The sequence below is a fragment of the Vibrio sp. L5-1 genome, assembly GCF_021728315.1.
GTDB lineage: Bacteria > Pseudomonadota > Gammaproteobacteria > Enterobacterales > Vibrionaceae > Vibrio > Vibrio splendidus_K.
In genome coordinates this window covers 528,079-543,664 of sequence record NZ_JAKKCQ010000003.1, presented here as the reverse complement: position 1 = coordinate 543,664, position 15,586 = coordinate 528,079, and the positions used below count along the sequence as shown (strand labels likewise).

The following is a 15,586-nucleotide window of genomic DNA, read 5'->3' as shown; positions in this document are numbered from 1 at the left end:
GCAAACGATTGCATTGTTGTGCAAAATCAACAAATGACATTAGACCACCAGTTTTTCAGAGACTTTCACCTCTGCTCATATTGATAAATGTAAAGGATACGTGTAAAACTCGTCGCGAAATATTAATCCAATGGTACATCGTACATTGGTGAGTAGTTCTGGGATTTTTATATTTAGTAGCACAGAGGTTATGGAAGTGTTAAAAGAAAAGAGTTTACTAAGCAACATCGGCGTTCAAGTCGTTATTGCAATGATCATAGGTACCGCTGTCGGTGCAATGATGGGTGACAGCGCAACAATGTTCGCTCCACTGGGCGCAATCTTCATCAATTTAATCAAGATGCTGGTTATTCCTCTAGTCGCAGTTGCCCTAATTTCAGGAGCTGCAGGTCTAGGTAATAGCTCATCGGCAGGTAAAGTTGGTGTGGTTACACTGGGTTACTTTGCACTAACGTCTGCACTTGCTGTAGCACTAGCGCTTGTAATGGGTGAAGTATTCGAACCGGGTCGTGGTATCGATGTTTCTGGCGTTGAAGGTATGTTCTCTTCTGAATACGCTGCGAAAGGCGAACTTCCAACGTTCTGGGCAACCATCACGGGCATGATCCCTACCAACGTTTTCCAGTCACTGAACGAAGCTAACATTCTGCAAATTCTCGTTTTCTGCTTATTCTTCGGTATTGCGATTTCTAAACAAGCGAAAGAAAAACGTGACCCAATCATCAATGGCGTAAACGCGATTGTTGACGCTATGGTTTGGATGATCAACAAGGTTATGATCATTGCACCACTTGGCGTATTCGGCCTAATGGCAGAAGCAGTCGGTACATTCGGTTTTGGCGCACTTATGGTCGTGTTCAAGCTGTTCATTGTCTACATTGCTGCGATTCTTATCTTCGGCTTTGTGGCATACCCACTGATGATTCAAATTTTCACTAAGACTTCAGCTAAGAAGTTCCTAGTGGCAATGAAGAAACCTCAAGCGGTTGCACTATCAACAGCCTCTTCAATGGCGACACTGCCAGTAACAATGGAAACGGTAGAGAAAGAACTTGGTGTTCGCAACTCTACGGCTTCATTCGTTCTGCCACTTGGTGCGACGATCAACATGTCTGGTAATGCAATTTACTATGGCCTAGTTGCTATCTTCTTCGCACAGCTGTTCAACATCGACCTGTCTATGGGCGCTTACGTTGCTATCATCGTAACGTCGACTCTAGGCGCAGTTGGTCAAGCAGGTGTTCCAGGTCCTTCTTTCCTAGTGGTTGCGGTTCTTCTAGCAGCTGGTATCCCTATCGAAGGTCTACCTCTGTTGTTCGCTCTAGACCGTATCTTCGACATGATCCGTACTGCTCTGAACATCACTGGTGATGCAGCATGTGCAGTAATCGTTGATTCTCTAATTGAAGACGAAGCGAAAGAAACTGAGCTACAAAAACAGCAAGCGTAATATTAAGCTTCAGTTTAATTGATAAATAAAACCGCCTTCATGAGGCGGTTTTTTATTAGGTAATGATCGATATTGATTCGGTAAATCTTACCCTTGTAAGGCTAATTGATTAGTCCAAACGCACGAGGCAGAGCCAAACTAATTTCAGGAATAAAAGTAATGGCCAACAGTGTGACGATCAATACGGCACAAAACGGCATGATACTTCTTATAACATTCTCAATCTTGGAGCCACTGACACTACAACCGACAAATAGCGCCGTACCAACGGGTGGCGTTGCAATGCCAATACATAAGTTGAAAATAATCATCATCGCAAAGTGAATTGGATGCATGCCTAAATGCTCAGCAATCGGCATAAAGATAGGGGTAAAGATTAATACGGCAGGCGTAAGATCCATAAACATACCCACAATCAGTAGGATCAGATTCATCAGAATAAAGATGATAATCGGATTATCTGAAATAGAGAGCATCCAATCGCTGATCATGGTTGGCAGACCGGTAAACGCCATTGCCCATGACATGATGGTTGAAGCACCAATCAAGAACAGCATAATGCCAGTAACCTGAACCGTTTCTCTACAAATTATCGAAAAGTGTGCCCATTTGAGGGTTCGGTAACAGAGTGACAGTATAAAAGAGTAAAGAACCGCTATACATGCTCCTTCTGTTGCAGTGAATATACCACCAATAATACCGCCAATAACAACAATAAGCCCTAAGCTTGGCGTTGCTTGCCAAACAATATTCAGCACATCTTTTGCTGTGAAGCCGTCATTCGCACTTGTTTTGTAGCCCTTCTTTTTAGCGATAAAATAGGCGACGACCATACAACTTAAACCCATTAAAATACCTGGGACATAACCTGCTATAAACAGCGCCGCTACGGATGTTCCACCCGATACCACTGAAAATACGATCAATGAATTACTCGGCGGTATTAGTAAGCCTGCCGGGCAAGATGCAACGTTTACTGCTGTTGCTAAGTTTTTATCATAACCATCTTTTTCTAATTCAGGGCCTAAGGTTTTACCAACCGCAGCTGCTGCTGCAACGGCTGATCCTGAAACGGCGCCAAACATCATATTGGCGAAGATGTTGACGTGAAAAAGTGAGCCCGGGATCCAACCAACCAAGAGCTTTGCAAGGTTGATAAGCCGACTCGCGATGCCACCCACATTCATTATATTCCCAGCAAGGATAAAGAAAGGGATGGCTAATAAACTGAAACTATCAATACCGGTAATAATTTTTTGACCCGCAGTAATACTGGCGACTTCAAACGGTAAGATGAAATACATGATCGTTAAAGATGACATGGCAATTGCAATCGCAATGGGCATACTAATCGCGATCATGAATAAGAATAGGCCTAGCAGCCAAACACCAATGGACAAATCCATAATATAGAGTCCTTTTAAAACTTACTTTTTGTTGGGTTCACAAAAAAGATCAAACGTATTCATGACCAAATAGGTGAGGATAATAACGGCTGAAATCGGCAATATTGAATAAACCGTCGACATCGGTAATTGCAGTGCTGGAGAGAGTTGTTGTGTGGTTCTTCCCATTAGGGCGATGCCACCTTGAAGCATTGCTAGAAATACAAATGCGCCAGAAATGATATTGATGAGTACATGTAATGCGATATGTGCTTTACCCTTAAGATAACCATCCAATAACGTTATTGCTAAGTGTCCTTTGATACCGAATAAGTAGCTTGCTCCTAATAAGCCAAGCCATACCATCGCATAACGAGCAAGTTCATCAGTCCAGTTACTTGGATCATTCAAAACATAACGACTAAAGACCTGCCAAGTGACAGTAACGACAAGTAACATTAGTGCAAAAGAAGAGACAAAAAGAATCAGCCTATCAAGTAGGTTTCTGAAAGTTGCTAACATGGTGTGATACCTCAAAAAATTTTGCCTTAGCAAAGCCAAGGCAAAATTATATTTTCACTAAGACTGATTAAAGAGCTTCAATTTTTTCAATGAATGGAGCTAGTTTTGGATCTTTTTTCGCCTCATCAATCATAGGTTTAACAGCTGCACGGAAAGGGGCTTTATCAACTTCAACAAACGTTACGCCTTCTTTCATTCCTTTCTCTTTGTTCATGTCATCTGTTGCATCCCAGATTTTGATCTGCTCTTCAAGAGATTCAGCAGCAGCTTCTTTTAAGATTTTTTGCTCTTCTGCCGTTAATGAACCCCATTTGTATTCTGAAATGATGATCACGTCAGGTGTCATCATGTGCTGATCCATAGAGTAAAATTTGGCAACTTCACTGTGTTTCATTTCAACTAAGCTAGAAATATTATTTTCAGCACCGTCAATTACGCCTTGTTGCAGCGCCGTGTATACCTCATTGAAAGGTACAGGCGTTGCTTTACCACCTAATAGGTTAACCATTTCCATCATGGTTGGAGAACCCGGAACTCGAACTTTCATACCAGCGAGATCAGCCGGTGAGTTAATGGCTTTTTTAGCGTAGAAGCTACGTGTGCCTGAGTCATAGAACGTAAGACCGATGAAGCCTTTACCTTCACTTGAAAGCAACATCTCTTGTGCTGCTTCACTTCGCATGAACGTTCTCATATGTGGAACGTCACGAAATAAGAAAGGCAGTGCATTAACTTTAAACGTTGGTTCAAAAGATTCGGCTAGCCCACCGTTGATTTTAGCCATATCAATCGCGCCGGTAACAACTTGCTCAGCTTGATCACGTTCAGAGCCTAATTGACCGTTTGGAAAGATCTTAATCGTAAGGTCACCATTCGATTTTTCTTTCACTTTATCAGCCATGATCACCATGCCTTGGTGAGCTGCGCTTTCTAATGACATTGCATGCCCTAAGGTCAAAGTTTTTGCTTGAGCGCCAAATGCCATAAGAATTGAAGCCGCTGCAATCGTCAGTAGGTGTTTTTTCATGTTCTTCTCCAGAATCCATTTTGTAAGAGGTACAGTTTTTATATGCAACGCTACAGCTAAGTTTGAAATCTAACGTTCAATTGCATACCGCTCATAGCAGTAACGTTTCATTACAATATTCTTACCTTATGAATTTTGTATTACAATAATATGTGTATGTTTTGTGAGCTAAGGTTTATCTATTGGCTTGTGAACCGAATTGATTGTGATATCAATCATATTTGGCATCAATTGGACCATTAAGTAGTCTAACTTCGGGTTTTTGGGAATTTCGATCACTTCCAACTGCTTTTAGAACAATCTGTTGGCAAAAAATATACTTGCATATTTGTGTTATTTTAAAACCTTGGAGCCATTTGTAGAGCACGAGCAAAGAAGGTCTTATCGATTGAAAAGCGAGTCGTGAACTGCGATTTCTGAGGTGGTAGAGGTGAGGTTTTAGGCTGAGCGTATGGAACAAGAGTGGATAAGCAGGGATAAAGGCAACGGTGGGAATCTTACTAGGACGAATTGTTTGTAACAAAAATCCGAGAGCCTCACAGCCCTCGGATATTTTTGGTGGTCTAGTTTTTAGGCTTTAGACGAATTACAAATCAGCGCCATAAATATCAAACGTGAAGTACTTAGCGGCGATCTTGTCGTAAGTACCGTTCGCTCTGATCTCTTCAATCGCGGCATTGAATTGTTTCGCCAGTTTTGAATCCTGCTTTCTTAACGCTAGTGCCGTGCCTTCGCCAATGTAGGCTTTGTCGGTCACTGCTTTGCCTTTGAACTCAAAGCCCTCGCCTTCTTTCTTATCTAAGAAAGCTAATGACAGTTGATCTGAGTTGCCGAAGGTTAGATCTAGACGGCCGTTTTGCAGATCCAGATAAACTTCATCTTGGCCGGTATAACGCTTAATGTTTGCCACATCGCCAAACTTGTCGGTTACGTAGCGATCGTGAATCGTACCTTGCTGAACACCGATGGTTTTACCTGCTAAGCCTTCCTCATCGACGCTGAACTCGGCGCTCTTAGCAGCAACAAACACGGCTGGAGTTTGGTAGTACTTATCAGTAAACAAGATCTTACGCTTACGCTCTTCGGTAATACGCATTGAAGCCATGATCACATCTGACTTTCTTGCCAACAAACTTGGAATTAACGAGTCCCAACTTTGTGAAACCCAAGTACAATCGAGTTTGGCTTGCTCACACAAGGCATCAGCTATCTCAATATCAAACCCGACAGGCACACCATCACTGTTTTTGTAGTTGAATGGCGGATAGGTAAAGTCTGACGCCAAACGGATTTCTTTCGCCTGTACCGTTGTACCAAGTAAAGCGGCCGCACAAGCGAGTCCTAGTATTATCTTTTTCATCATTGCCATCCTAGATATGATCTTTATCGAGTTGAGATTGAATTTCTTTATGTTGAGGTTGTTTGTCTTGTTGATTCTTTCCTAATTCGGTTTGGTAGCGTGAAAGTGACGCTATCACTTCAGCCATGCTCTCTGGGCTACCAATGCTGATTCGAACGCAGTTACGTAAAGCCGGTTCGTGATTTTGGTTCCTTGTTACAATGCCATCCTTCGTCAATACGCTAAACAGTTCATGCCCCGATTTTTGACGTAACAAAATGAAGTTGGTCGATGACGGATAAACGTGTTCAATAAAGTCGAACTGCATTAACTCCGTAGCAAACTGATTACGAATCTCTACCAGTTTAGTGGTCGCCTCTTTCATCACCGCAACACGCTCATCAGACAAAGCTTCTAACACAATCTGAGAAGAACAATCTGGCATTGGGTATGGGGGAATCAGCTTAGATACGTATTGCATCACGTTAGGGCTCGCCAAAATAAAGCCACAACGTACGGCTGCGAGTCCAAACGCTTTGGATAAAGTACGAATCACGACGAGATGTGGATAACGCTCAATAAGGCTCACGGCCGATGTCTGAGGTTCAAATTCAATATACGCTTCATCGACCACGACTAGCGATTTGCCCACGGTTCCTTCCAGTACCTCAATAAGGTCAGCTTTTGGAATTACGTTGCCCGTTGGGTTGTTTGGTGAACAAAGAAAGACAAGATTAACCAGTTCAGACTTCTGCACGATATCGGCGACATTAAGATTAAAGTCTTCTTGTAATGGTGAGTCTAAAGTCTCGATAGCGAGTGCATCGGCGCAAAACTCGTACATTGCGTAAGTCGGAGAACAAATGAGGATATTGTCTTGTGCTGGTTTGCAAAAGGTTCTGATCAGTAAATCAATCGCTTCATCAGCACCACGAACCGCGACGGTTCCAGCGTCAGTTCCACAATAAGCTTGGTAAGCCTTGGCAATGTCTTGCGGTAAGAAATCAGGATAACGATTGTAACCTTGTTCACCGTCGAACAAAGCATTTTCCAGTTCATTGGCATTTAACCAGACACGTCCGTCGCCGCCAATTCTTCTTGCTGATTGATAAGGTATTAATTTTTTTACAGCCTGAGGCACTAAGCTATCAATAAAAGATGTCAAGAAGCTATCCCTTTCATGTAATTACGATTCCTTCACCACTGCCTTCATATTCAAAATATGTGACTTATACACATATTGAATCACAAATGATGATTAAGTATTTACATTCAAACAGAACACTATTGATAAATGAATCGAAATAATCACATAATAGCCATGATAAAAAGTCATAGGTAAAGCATGAATAAAACTCTCCCTTCAACAAAAACACTGCTCGCGTTCTTGTCTACAGCCAAACATCTCAACTTTACACGTGCTGCACATGAGCTCAATGTCACGCAAGGTGCGGTAAGCCGTCAGGTGCTGTCGTTTGAAGAAAGTCTTGGGTGTGATCTTTTCTACCGACATGCTCGCGGGTTGTCCTTAACACCTAAGGGAGAAGAACTGGTTCCGCTGATTCAAGATACCATCCAACAACTGCAATCGGCGTTAAATCAAGTTGCCAGCTCTCCATCAAAGATCAAACTCAACGCACCAAGTTGTATCACCTCTTGGCTGCTACCCAAGTTGATGTCTTTTCAGCAAGCCTACCCTGAAATTGATGTCGAGCTCACGTCGACCATCAAGCACGTTTTTGAACCAAGCTTTGACCCGTTTGACGCCGTAATCACCTATGGAAAGAAGCCAAACCAACAATCGATTGTGAGCCAGTTATTATTCAACGAACAGCTGGCTCCGGTCTGCCAGGCGCAAAGCATTACTCAGAGCCATCTTGTAAGTAGCTCTTCTACTATCATCAAGCCACACAAGCTCGCTCAATACACTTGGTTACACGCCAACAATGAGCAAAGTGATTGGCGACTATGGCTAGAACACATAGGAAGCCACGACCTTTCAAGTAAGAACAACCAACAATTCGCGACACTTGATCAAGCAATGAATGCAGCCATTCAAGGGTTTGGTATTGCCATAGGCGATATCACGCTGGCCAAGCAAGATATCGATTTGGGCAGGTTGGTGAAAGTGAGTGAAGGCAGTGTCTTTTCTGGAAATGGTTACTTCTTGCTGCAGCCTAAGAATCGACAAAATACATCTTTATCTACGCTTGTTGATTGGCTTGTCGATTAGCGGCGATCACCGTAGATAGAACCACACTATAAACGGCAGTAGAGCGTCATAATGAGAATTTCATCGTTCTCAAAATGAAACTATTTTATGTCTGTTACGTATTGGTTGTCAGAGAATAGAACGTACCTCGTCTTAACCATTTGAAAAGAAGTTCAATTCTATCTAGTAGGGAAAATGTTCCGTTCAATTAGAGAAAATGGCATTCGAATTGCTTTGTCATAGATAACCCAACCAATATACAGCAGGTTGCAAAAGTTTCACTGCAGCTTGTCACGGAGGATAGGCTATGACCTTACAAAGACATACGTATTACGGCTTGATTCACCATGGAATTAAAACCTTATTAATGGACAGAATTGGCCACTTCACGGAGCGTGAATATCACGAGTATCTCGACCTAACGACAGGCAAATCGACGTGTTTTGCCATGAGTGAGCAAGAGCTCGAAAACACCTTAGACAGCTTAAAGAGTGAAGGTTACCTTGAAGACATCAAGAAGCTGATACCTCGCTACCAAACCACATCAATGCGATAACGTTATCCAACTCGATGATGAAAAGATCCGACTCGATAAACCAACTAGATGGAATTAATTAGCACCCAATTGTCTCGGGCTATTTAGCATCGAGACAGTTTTCGTTAGACTGTCTGCAACTCAACTAACTGGACAGTCAGTGCCACATGAAGCAAATCCTTGATTTCATTCCTCTCATTATTTTCTTTGCGCTGTATAAGATGTATGACATCTACACGGCTACAGGTGCATTGATTGTTGCTTCCGCAGTACAAATCGTTTTGACATACGTCATCTACAAGAAAGTAGAGAAAATGCAGATCATCACATTTCTGATGGTTGCCGTATTTGGTGGCATGACCATTTTCTTGCACGATGACAACTTCATTAAATGGAAAGTAACCATCGTTTATGCATTGTTCGCTATCGGCCTGACCGTCAGTCACCTAATGGGCAAGTCAGCGATTAAAGGCATGCTGGGTAAAGAGATCACACTTCCTGAAGCGGTATGGAGCAAGATCAACTGGGCTTGGACTTTATTCTTTACTCTATGTGCCATTCTCAACGTTTACGTTGCTTTCAGCCTACCCTTGGATGTTTGGGTAAACTTCAAAGTGTTTGGCTTACTGATCGCTACTTTTGCATTTACCTTGCTAACGGGTGTCTACATCTACAAGCATCTACCAAAAGATCAGCATTTGCCAAAAGATCAGCATCTACAAAAAGACCAGCAGAAAGAGTTAACGGATAAAAATACCGACGAGAAGTAACCCTAAGGGATGAGTCCTCATCCCCTTTTTGATACAATTATTATCAATATGCTATTTAACAGTGGCCAATGATACTCGTGATCATTGGCCACTGATTGTTTGTGTTCTGTGAATACGTTAAAAATACGACCACCGCAAACACATCTATTTAAATTTAAAACAATCAATACCATTAAGAGTACAACAATGACTATTCAATCAACTTTGAACCCGATTGGTTCTTTACTTCTTCGCACTTTGGCGATGCCTTCTGATACCAATGCAGCAGGCCAGATTTTCGGTGGTTGGATAATGTCTCAGCTCGACCTTGCTGGCGGGATACTGGCGAAAGAGATCTCTAACGGCAAGATAGTCACGGTTTCAGTATCGAGTATCGAGTTCAAACAACCAGTTTCAGTGGGTGATGTGGTATGTGTTTATGGTGACTGCACCAAGATTGGTCGTAGCTCGATGAATATCGACCTAGAAGTATGGGTTAAGCCGGTACTTGATCACGGCATCGGCGATCGTTACAAGGTATGTGGCGCGACATTCAACTACGTTGCTGTAGATGAAAGCGGTAAACCTCGCCCAATCAACAAATAGTCCTTCGACGACCCTATCGCACTTTAAGGTCTTTAGTCGTTTCGATTAAAAATGCTAAAGACCTTCTCACTCTGCCGCACCATTTCACAATTTCTTATCATTAGCTCTTCCAATACCAATTAGTTCGCGTAAATTAGCAAGATAGCGAATTTAAACGCCCTCAATTTAGTGAAGTAAAATAAGGATATCTCAATATGTGGTACGTGATTTTTTCTCAAGACGTCGAAAATTCATTAGAAAAACGCCTAAGTGTTCGCCCACAACATCTAGAACGCCTACAAACACTTCACGATGAAGGCCGCCTTTTGACAGCAGGTCCAATGCCAGCGATTGATTCAGATAACCCTGGTGAAGCGGGTTTCACAGGTTCTACTGTAATTGCTGAGTTCAACTCTTTAGAAGACGCGCAGGCATGGGCAGACGCAGACCCGTACATTGATGCTGGTGTGTACCAAAATGTGATTGTTAAACCATTCAAGAAAGTATTTTAACGTGAAAAAATGGATTATCGGTTCACTGGCCGCTGTTCTGCTTGCAGGCTGTAGCTCATCAAGTGAACAAGACAAACAAAGACAGCTAGAAATGATGGCGCAACATCGCGCTGGCGTTTTATCCGCAGGCTTGCCGATTGAGTATGGCCCGCTATCGGTCATGCGCGTGCTAGCAAAAAACACGGTTATCGAAATCATGATGATCTACAACCAAGATGCAAAAGGTGCTAAACCTTTAAACCAAGTTGTAGACATGAGTGTGAATAGCTACTGCACCAACTCTGAAGTAAGAGCAAACCTCGACATGGGCTTGGCTTACAACATCAAGATTCGCAACACTCGCGGACAATTGATCGTTGAGAAGCTGATCAGTAAAGAGACCTGTCAAAGTAGCAGCTAGTTTCTAGCTCGAGATTCGAACACGCACAGAACCAAAAGGCCTCGCACTTGCGAGGCCTTTTTTGTGGTTCATCGTGGATTAGCGGGTAATCAAACTCTAGTGTTCGTTATGCTTAAACTTCTGCCTCTTCCCACTCTTTACGCAGTATCTTAGTCGCCGACACAAGGTTTGTCAGTGCCGCTTCTGTTTCTGCCCAGTTACGCGTCTTCAGACCACAATCAGGGTTTGCCCACAAACGTTCTGCTGGGATTTTTTCTGCCGCTTTCTTAAGTAAATCAACAATCCACTCTTCTGAAGGAATGTTTGGTGAGTGAATGTCATAAACACCCGGTCCAATCGCATTCGGGTAGTTAAACTCTTCAAACGCTTTCAGCAGCTCCATGTTCGAACGAGAAGTCTCAATGGTAATCACATCGGCGTCTAGCGCAGCGACTGAATCAATGATCTCATTGAACTCGCTATAACACATATGGGTATGGATCTGAGTTTCTGGTTTGGCACTCGCCGCTGAGATCTTAAAGGCATCAACCGCCCACTCTAGATATTCTGCGTGGTCGCGCTTTTTCAGTGGCAAACCTTCACGAATGGCAGGTTCATCAATTTGAATGATGTTGATGCCAGCGTCTTGTAAATCCGACACCTCATCACGCAGTGCAAACGCCAGTTGGTTGGTGATTTCTTTGCGTGAGATGTCTTCACGTGGGAATGTCCAACATAGAATAGTGACTGGTCCTGTCAGCATGCCTTTCATCTGCTTCGAAGTCAGAGATTGTGCATAGGTCGACCATTCCACCGTCATCGGTTTCTCACGTTCTATATCCGCGACCACAATCGCTGGCTTCACGCAGCGAGAGCCATAGCTTTGGACCCAACCAAACTTGGTGGTTTGAAAGCCTGCTAGATTTTCCGCAAAGTACTCCACCATGTCGTTACGTTCAGCTTCTCCATGAACAAGCACATCCAAATCTAACGCTTCTTGACGCTTAACAGCATCTGCGATGTGACCTTTGAGTGCAGTGTTGTATTCCGACTCATTCAGTCTTCCAGTGCGGTAAGCACTGCGTTGAAGACGAATTTCCCCTGTTTGTGGGAACGAACCAATGGTTGTGGTTGGTAATAGCGGTAAACCCAACACCTCAGACTGATGCGCTGCGCGTTCTGCGTATGGAGCACTGCGCTCTGCTAGTGCTTTAGTAATGGTATTGAGTCGAGCTCGAACTTGCGGCTTATTCACATGAGTCGCGCTCTTACGTGCAACGATAGGTTGGCTGTAAGTCTCACACGCCAAAATGGCATTTTGATCGCCGTCTAACGCCGCACCCAATAAGCTCACCTCGGTCACTTTCTGTTTTGCAAAGGCAAACCAACTCTTCACTTCTTCGCTGAGCGAATCTTCTAACTCCAAATCTACTGGGCTATGCAGCAGCGAACATGAACTTGCCACCCACAGCTTGTCTCCCAGCTTCTCTTTCACAGGTTGCAGTAACTCAAGCTGAGAAGCTAAGTCTGCTCGCCAAACATTGCGTCCATTGATTGCACCCGCAGAAAGTACCCAATCTTCCGGTAACTTATTCACCACTTCATCAAGTTGCTGCGGTGCGGCAGCCAAGTCGATGTGTAAGCCGTTGACGGGCAATTCCACGATCTTGCCTAACGTATCAGTCACAGAATCAAAGTAAGTAGTCAGCAATAGTTTCACATCGCCTTGAATCACTTGATAAGCCAGTTTGAATGAATCAGCCCACTGCTTTTCAAGTTCCAGAGAAAGGATAGGTTCATCGATTTGAACCCACTCAACACCCAGCTTGGCAAGTTTAGCCAGAATCGCTTGATAGGCAGTAAGAAGGCGAGGCAATAGAGTTAAGCGATCAAAGCCCTCTTCCACTTCTTTGCCTAAGTACAGATATGACAGTGGGCCGAGAAGTACAGGCTTAACTTTGTGTCCGGCTTTTATCGCTTCGTTCACTTCGTCAAACAATTGTGGCCAACTCACCTCAAACGAATCGTCTTTGCTGAACTCAGGAACAATGTAGTGGTAATTGGTGTTGAACCACTTAGTCATGTCAGAAGCCGCCGAACTGTCTTTAGTGCCATCATTAGACGTATGCGTACCACCGCAACAAGTCGACTGAACCTGAGATTGACCACGCCCCACACGAAACAAGGTATCCAGATCTGGGAAGGCTTTTTCATCTTCAGAACCACCAGCATGACGCTTTGGAACGTGGCCTAGAAGTAGAGTCGTTGTCAGAACATGGTCGTACCATGCGAAGTCACCCGCAGTTGCAAAGCTTAGATTCGCGTCAGCTTGTACATTCCAGTTACGATTTCTTAATTCGCTGCCGAGTTGCTTGAGCTCAGATTGATCGATTTCACCTCGCCAGTATTTCTCGAGCGTGAATTTAAGTTCGCGTTTTTCACCAATGCGTGGGTAGCCAAGAATATGCGTTGTTGTCGTCATGAGTCTGTTCCTTATTCGATAATTTTAATTTCCGGTCAGACTGCCTTTGATGTTTTAACTTTCCACAAAGGCGTCTGGATGGCTAAACTATCTCCTTAATCCGATCTATGGACAACGTCCAAATATTCATCTTGTTTATTAATAATATTCATCTTTAATCATTCAAAGATGAACAATTTAAATCCGTCTGGACATCTAGACGTTTACAAAAGATCAAAAACACCGTAGGGTGATTATTAAGAAATATTGAATTGGCTTAGGGAATATGAGGAATACTCATGATAGAGCTTAAACACCTTCGAACATTGACCACCTTGAGAGACAGCGGATCGTTAACAGCCACTGCGACCTCTCTTCACCTGACTCAGTCGGCGCTTTCTCATCAATTGAAAGATCTTGAAGCGCGTATTGGCGGTCAGCTTTTCCTACGAAAAACTAGGCCAGTAAAATTCACCTCTGAGGGTGAGATCTTGCTTAAGCTTGCCGATGAAATACAGCCAAGAATAGCTAAAGCAGAGAACGAACTCGCAAGCCTGAAAGAGGATGTGAATGGTCGCTTGCACATGGCGATTGAGTGTCACTCATGCTTCCAATGGCTAATGCCCGCTTTGAAAGAGTACCAAGTTGCTTGGCCAAGCGTGACGCTAGATTTCTCGTCAGGGTTTGGATTCGAGCCTCTACCGGCATTGATGGCAGGTGAGTTAGATTTGGTGATCACCTCGGATATACAGCCCCGTTCTGAAGTTCACTACGAACCGCTTTTCGATTTTGAGATGCGTCTTATCACCGCGATCAACTCTCCTTTAGCCGAAAAGCCGAGTATTGAACCGCAAGATCTTAGTGATATTACGATGCTCTCTTATCCTGTTCAAAAGCAGCGTCTCGATGTAGTGAAACACTTTTTGCAACCTGCAGGCGTTGAACCAAAGAAATGGAAACAGGCAGACAACACATTAATGTTGGTACAAATGGTATCAGCTGGCTTAGGGGTCGCAGCATTACCAAACTGGGCGATCAGTGAATTTTCAAGGCAAGGACTCATTGCCAGCAAACCATTAGGCAAAGGGCTTTCAAGAAGGTTATTCGCAGCGGTAAGAAACTCAGAAAAAGACAAACGTTACCTACAAGCTTTCTTTAGCACGGCAAGACAGCAAAGTAAGAGTCACCTAGATGGCATTGAAGTCGTTTAAGAGGCGCGTTGTTGGGTTAGTTTATGCCAGCGTTGAACCAGATAGGAATGCGCCAGAAACAAAAAAGTCACAGATTATCTGTGACTTTCTTCTTTTAGCTTTAGTACCGACGATGGCGGTACTTGTTCATTCACGATACTGGCTTACTCTCGATAACTGGCTCACAATCGACAGAACATGCGCCAGTTTGCTGCTTATCTTGGATAAGACTTAAACTGGTTAGTTAATGGATCGTATTGATAGCCAAGCATATCAAGCTTACCTACAACACTTTCTATATCCATTTCATACATACTGATCAGCTCTTCAAAGCTATCGCATTCTAAGCGAAGTTTTTCATTCACGATTCCCAGCAAAATAATGCTATCGAAACCTTTGACGTTGCTTAAATCCATCCCGTACTCCTAACGAACACACCGACTAGATTTAAGTTTAGAACGCTTACCAACACCACGCTAAAAAACAGATCACACTTTTTCGATTCAACACCGAAAGGCTTGTGAGATCAGTAACCGCCTACATCGCCCAAACTGGCGTTAAACCAACAGCCGCCACCAATAACATCAACAATGAAATAGTCAGCTGAAGCTTTTCAGGGGTTTTAACGAACAATAGATGCCAACACCACACCACGATAGCTGAGATTAGCAAAGCAAAGCTAAACAGTAGGGTTGAAATCATTGGCTCTAATTGAGCTTCAGACAGAGAGTAAACATTTACGACCGTCGCCAAAACCACCAGCATGCCTGTTAATACGCCCACAACAGGCAGAACACGGTGAAATGCTTGTAAGCGTGTTCTCGCAATCGTCAGCAGTAAATGACCAAACGCAGACCCCAGCAGTGCCACTAGCAATAAAGTAGTAATAATACCGACGGTGGTTGCTTGCTCAGTCGCTTGAATAGCAACGTATGAAAGCGCCAAACCACACGCAAGGTACATCACCCAAATAGGGCCGGAGTCACGTGTCTTCTTAGTTTGAACTTGAGAATAGAAATAGAAGATAGCGAATACGATCAGAAACGCTTCAATTCTTAATGAAGCAACAGCAAGCCAAAGCACGCCAATCGCAGGTAACATCTTGTGAATACGGCCACGTTGACCAGGGCAAATGTCACCCTTCACTAAGATTAAAGTTAAGATCAGTTGGGCTCCTAATAGCATGGGAGCAAATTGTACTAATAATGATTCGACCATTGTGGATCTACTTATTCAGACT

General features: G+C 43.4%; 16 protein-coding genes. 8 read left to right on the top strand and 8 right to left on the bottom strand.

Features of this window, described 5'->3' with window-relative positions:
- The first annotated feature begins 190 nt into the window (after positions 1 to 190).
- Positions 191 to 1,450 carry a dicarboxylate/amino acid:cation symporter gene (locus L3V35_RS14860; RefSeq protein ID WP_054547333.1) on the top strand — a complete coding sequence of 420 codons (1,260 nt, stop codon included), beginning with the start codon at positions 191 to 193 and terminating at the stop codon, positions 1,448 to 1,450.
- A 101-nt stretch (positions 1,451 to 1,551) separates the two neighbouring features.
- On the opposite strand, the gene L3V35_RS14855 is transcribed toward L3V35_RS14860, so the two are convergent.
- From L3V35_RS14855 to hisC, 5 genes are all read right to left on the bottom strand, one after another.
- Complete coding sequence (locus L3V35_RS14855) at positions 1,552 to 2,856, bottom strand: TRAP transporter large permease (RefSeq protein ID WP_237300167.1); 1,305 nt, start codon at positions 2,854 to 2,856, stop codon at positions 1,552 to 1,554.
- A gap of 21 nt (positions 2,857 to 2,877) precedes the next feature.
- Positions 2,878 to 3,357, bottom strand: a complete 480-nt coding sequence (locus L3V35_RS14850; RefSeq protein ID WP_237300166.1) for a TRAP transporter small permease — start codon at positions 3,355 to 3,357, stop codon at positions 2,878 to 2,880.
- A gap of 67 nt (positions 3,358 to 3,424) precedes the next feature.
- Positions 3,425 to 4,384, bottom strand: coding sequence for a TRAP transporter substrate-binding protein (locus tag L3V35_RS14845; protein WP_017076380.1), 960 nt, complete (start codon positions 4,382 to 4,384; stop codon positions 3,425 to 3,427).
- Positions 4,385 to 4,970: 586 nt separating this feature from the next.
- Entirely contained in the window at positions 4,971 to 5,744 is a 774-nt protein-coding gene (locus L3V35_RS14840; protein ID WP_171310837.1) for an ABC transporter substrate-binding protein, read from the bottom strand.
- Positions 5,745 to 5,754: 10 nt separating this feature from the next.
- On the bottom strand, positions 5,755 to 6,888 hold the full coding sequence (gene hisC, locus L3V35_RS14835) for a histidinol-phosphate transaminase (RefSeq protein WP_237300165.1): 1,134 nt from the start codon (positions 6,886 to 6,888) through the stop codon (positions 5,755 to 5,757).
- 180 nt (positions 6,889 to 7,068) lie between these two features.
- Between hisC and L3V35_RS14830 the strand changes: the two genes are divergently transcribed.
- The 6 genes from L3V35_RS14830 (at position 7,069) to gspS2 (ending at position 10,716) form a co-directional block, all read left to right on the top strand.
- Positions 7,069 to 7,956, top strand: a complete 888-nt coding sequence (locus L3V35_RS14830; RefSeq protein ID WP_237300164.1) for a LysR substrate-binding domain-containing protein — start codon at positions 7,069 to 7,071, stop codon at positions 7,954 to 7,956.
- 286 nt (positions 7,957 to 8,242) lie between these two features.
- Positions 8,243 to 8,491: a hypothetical protein gene (locus L3V35_RS14825; RefSeq protein WP_004736516.1), complete on the top strand. Its 249-nt coding sequence runs from the start codon at positions 8,243 to 8,245 to the stop codon at positions 8,489 to 8,491.
- 146 nt (positions 8,492 to 8,637) lie between these two features.
- Positions 8,638 to 9,240, top strand: a complete 603-nt coding sequence (locus L3V35_RS14820; protein WP_017085614.1) for a septation protein A — start codon at positions 8,638 to 8,640, stop codon at positions 9,238 to 9,240.
- A gap of 186 nt (positions 9,241 to 9,426) precedes the next feature.
- On the top strand, positions 9,427 to 9,825 hold the full coding sequence (yciA, locus tag L3V35_RS14815) for an acyl-CoA thioester hydrolase YciA (protein ID WP_017061510.1): 399 nt from the start codon (positions 9,427 to 9,429) through the stop codon (positions 9,823 to 9,825).
- 194 nt (positions 9,826 to 10,019) lie between these two features.
- Positions 10,020 to 10,316, top strand: a complete 297-nt coding sequence (locus L3V35_RS14810) for a YciI family protein (protein ID WP_004741234.1) — start codon at positions 10,020 to 10,022, stop codon at positions 10,314 to 10,316.
- A 1-nt stretch (position 10,317) separates the two neighbouring features.
- Positions 10,318 to 10,716 carry a GspS/AspS pilotin family protein gene (gene gspS2, locus L3V35_RS14805; RefSeq protein ID WP_029225239.1) on the top strand — a complete coding sequence of 133 codons (399 nt, stop codon included), beginning with the start codon at positions 10,318 to 10,320 and terminating at the stop codon, positions 10,714 to 10,716.
- Positions 10,717 to 10,828: 112 nt separating this feature from the next.
- Here gspS2 and metE read toward each other — a convergent pair whose 3' ends face one another.
- A complete protein-coding gene (gene metE / locus L3V35_RS14800; protein ID WP_237300163.1) occupies positions 10,829 to 13,177 on the bottom strand; it encodes a 5-methyltetrahydropteroyltriglutamate--homocysteine S-methyltransferase in 2,349 nt (782 codons plus the stop codon).
- A gap of 278 nt (positions 13,178 to 13,455) precedes the next feature.
- Here metE and L3V35_RS14795 point away from each other — a divergent pair, with 278 nt between their 5' ends.
- On the top strand, positions 13,456 to 14,367 hold the full coding sequence (locus L3V35_RS14795; RefSeq protein ID WP_017094462.1) for a LysR substrate-binding domain-containing protein: 912 nt from the start codon (positions 13,456 to 13,458) through the stop codon (positions 14,365 to 14,367).
- A 194-nt stretch (positions 14,368 to 14,561) separates the two neighbouring features.
- Here the strand turns inward: L3V35_RS14795 and L3V35_RS14790 are convergent, their stop codons facing one another.
- Positions 14,562 to 14,762, bottom strand: coding sequence for a DUF4250 domain-containing protein (locus tag L3V35_RS14790; protein WP_004736508.1), 201 nt, complete (start codon positions 14,760 to 14,762; stop codon positions 14,562 to 14,564).
- 121 nt (positions 14,763 to 14,883) lie between these two features.
- Positions 14,884 to 15,564, bottom strand: coding sequence for a hypothetical protein (locus L3V35_RS14785; RefSeq protein WP_108161207.1), 681 nt, complete (start codon positions 15,562 to 15,564; stop codon positions 14,884 to 14,886).
- Positions 15,565 to 15,586 lie beyond the last annotated feature (22 nt).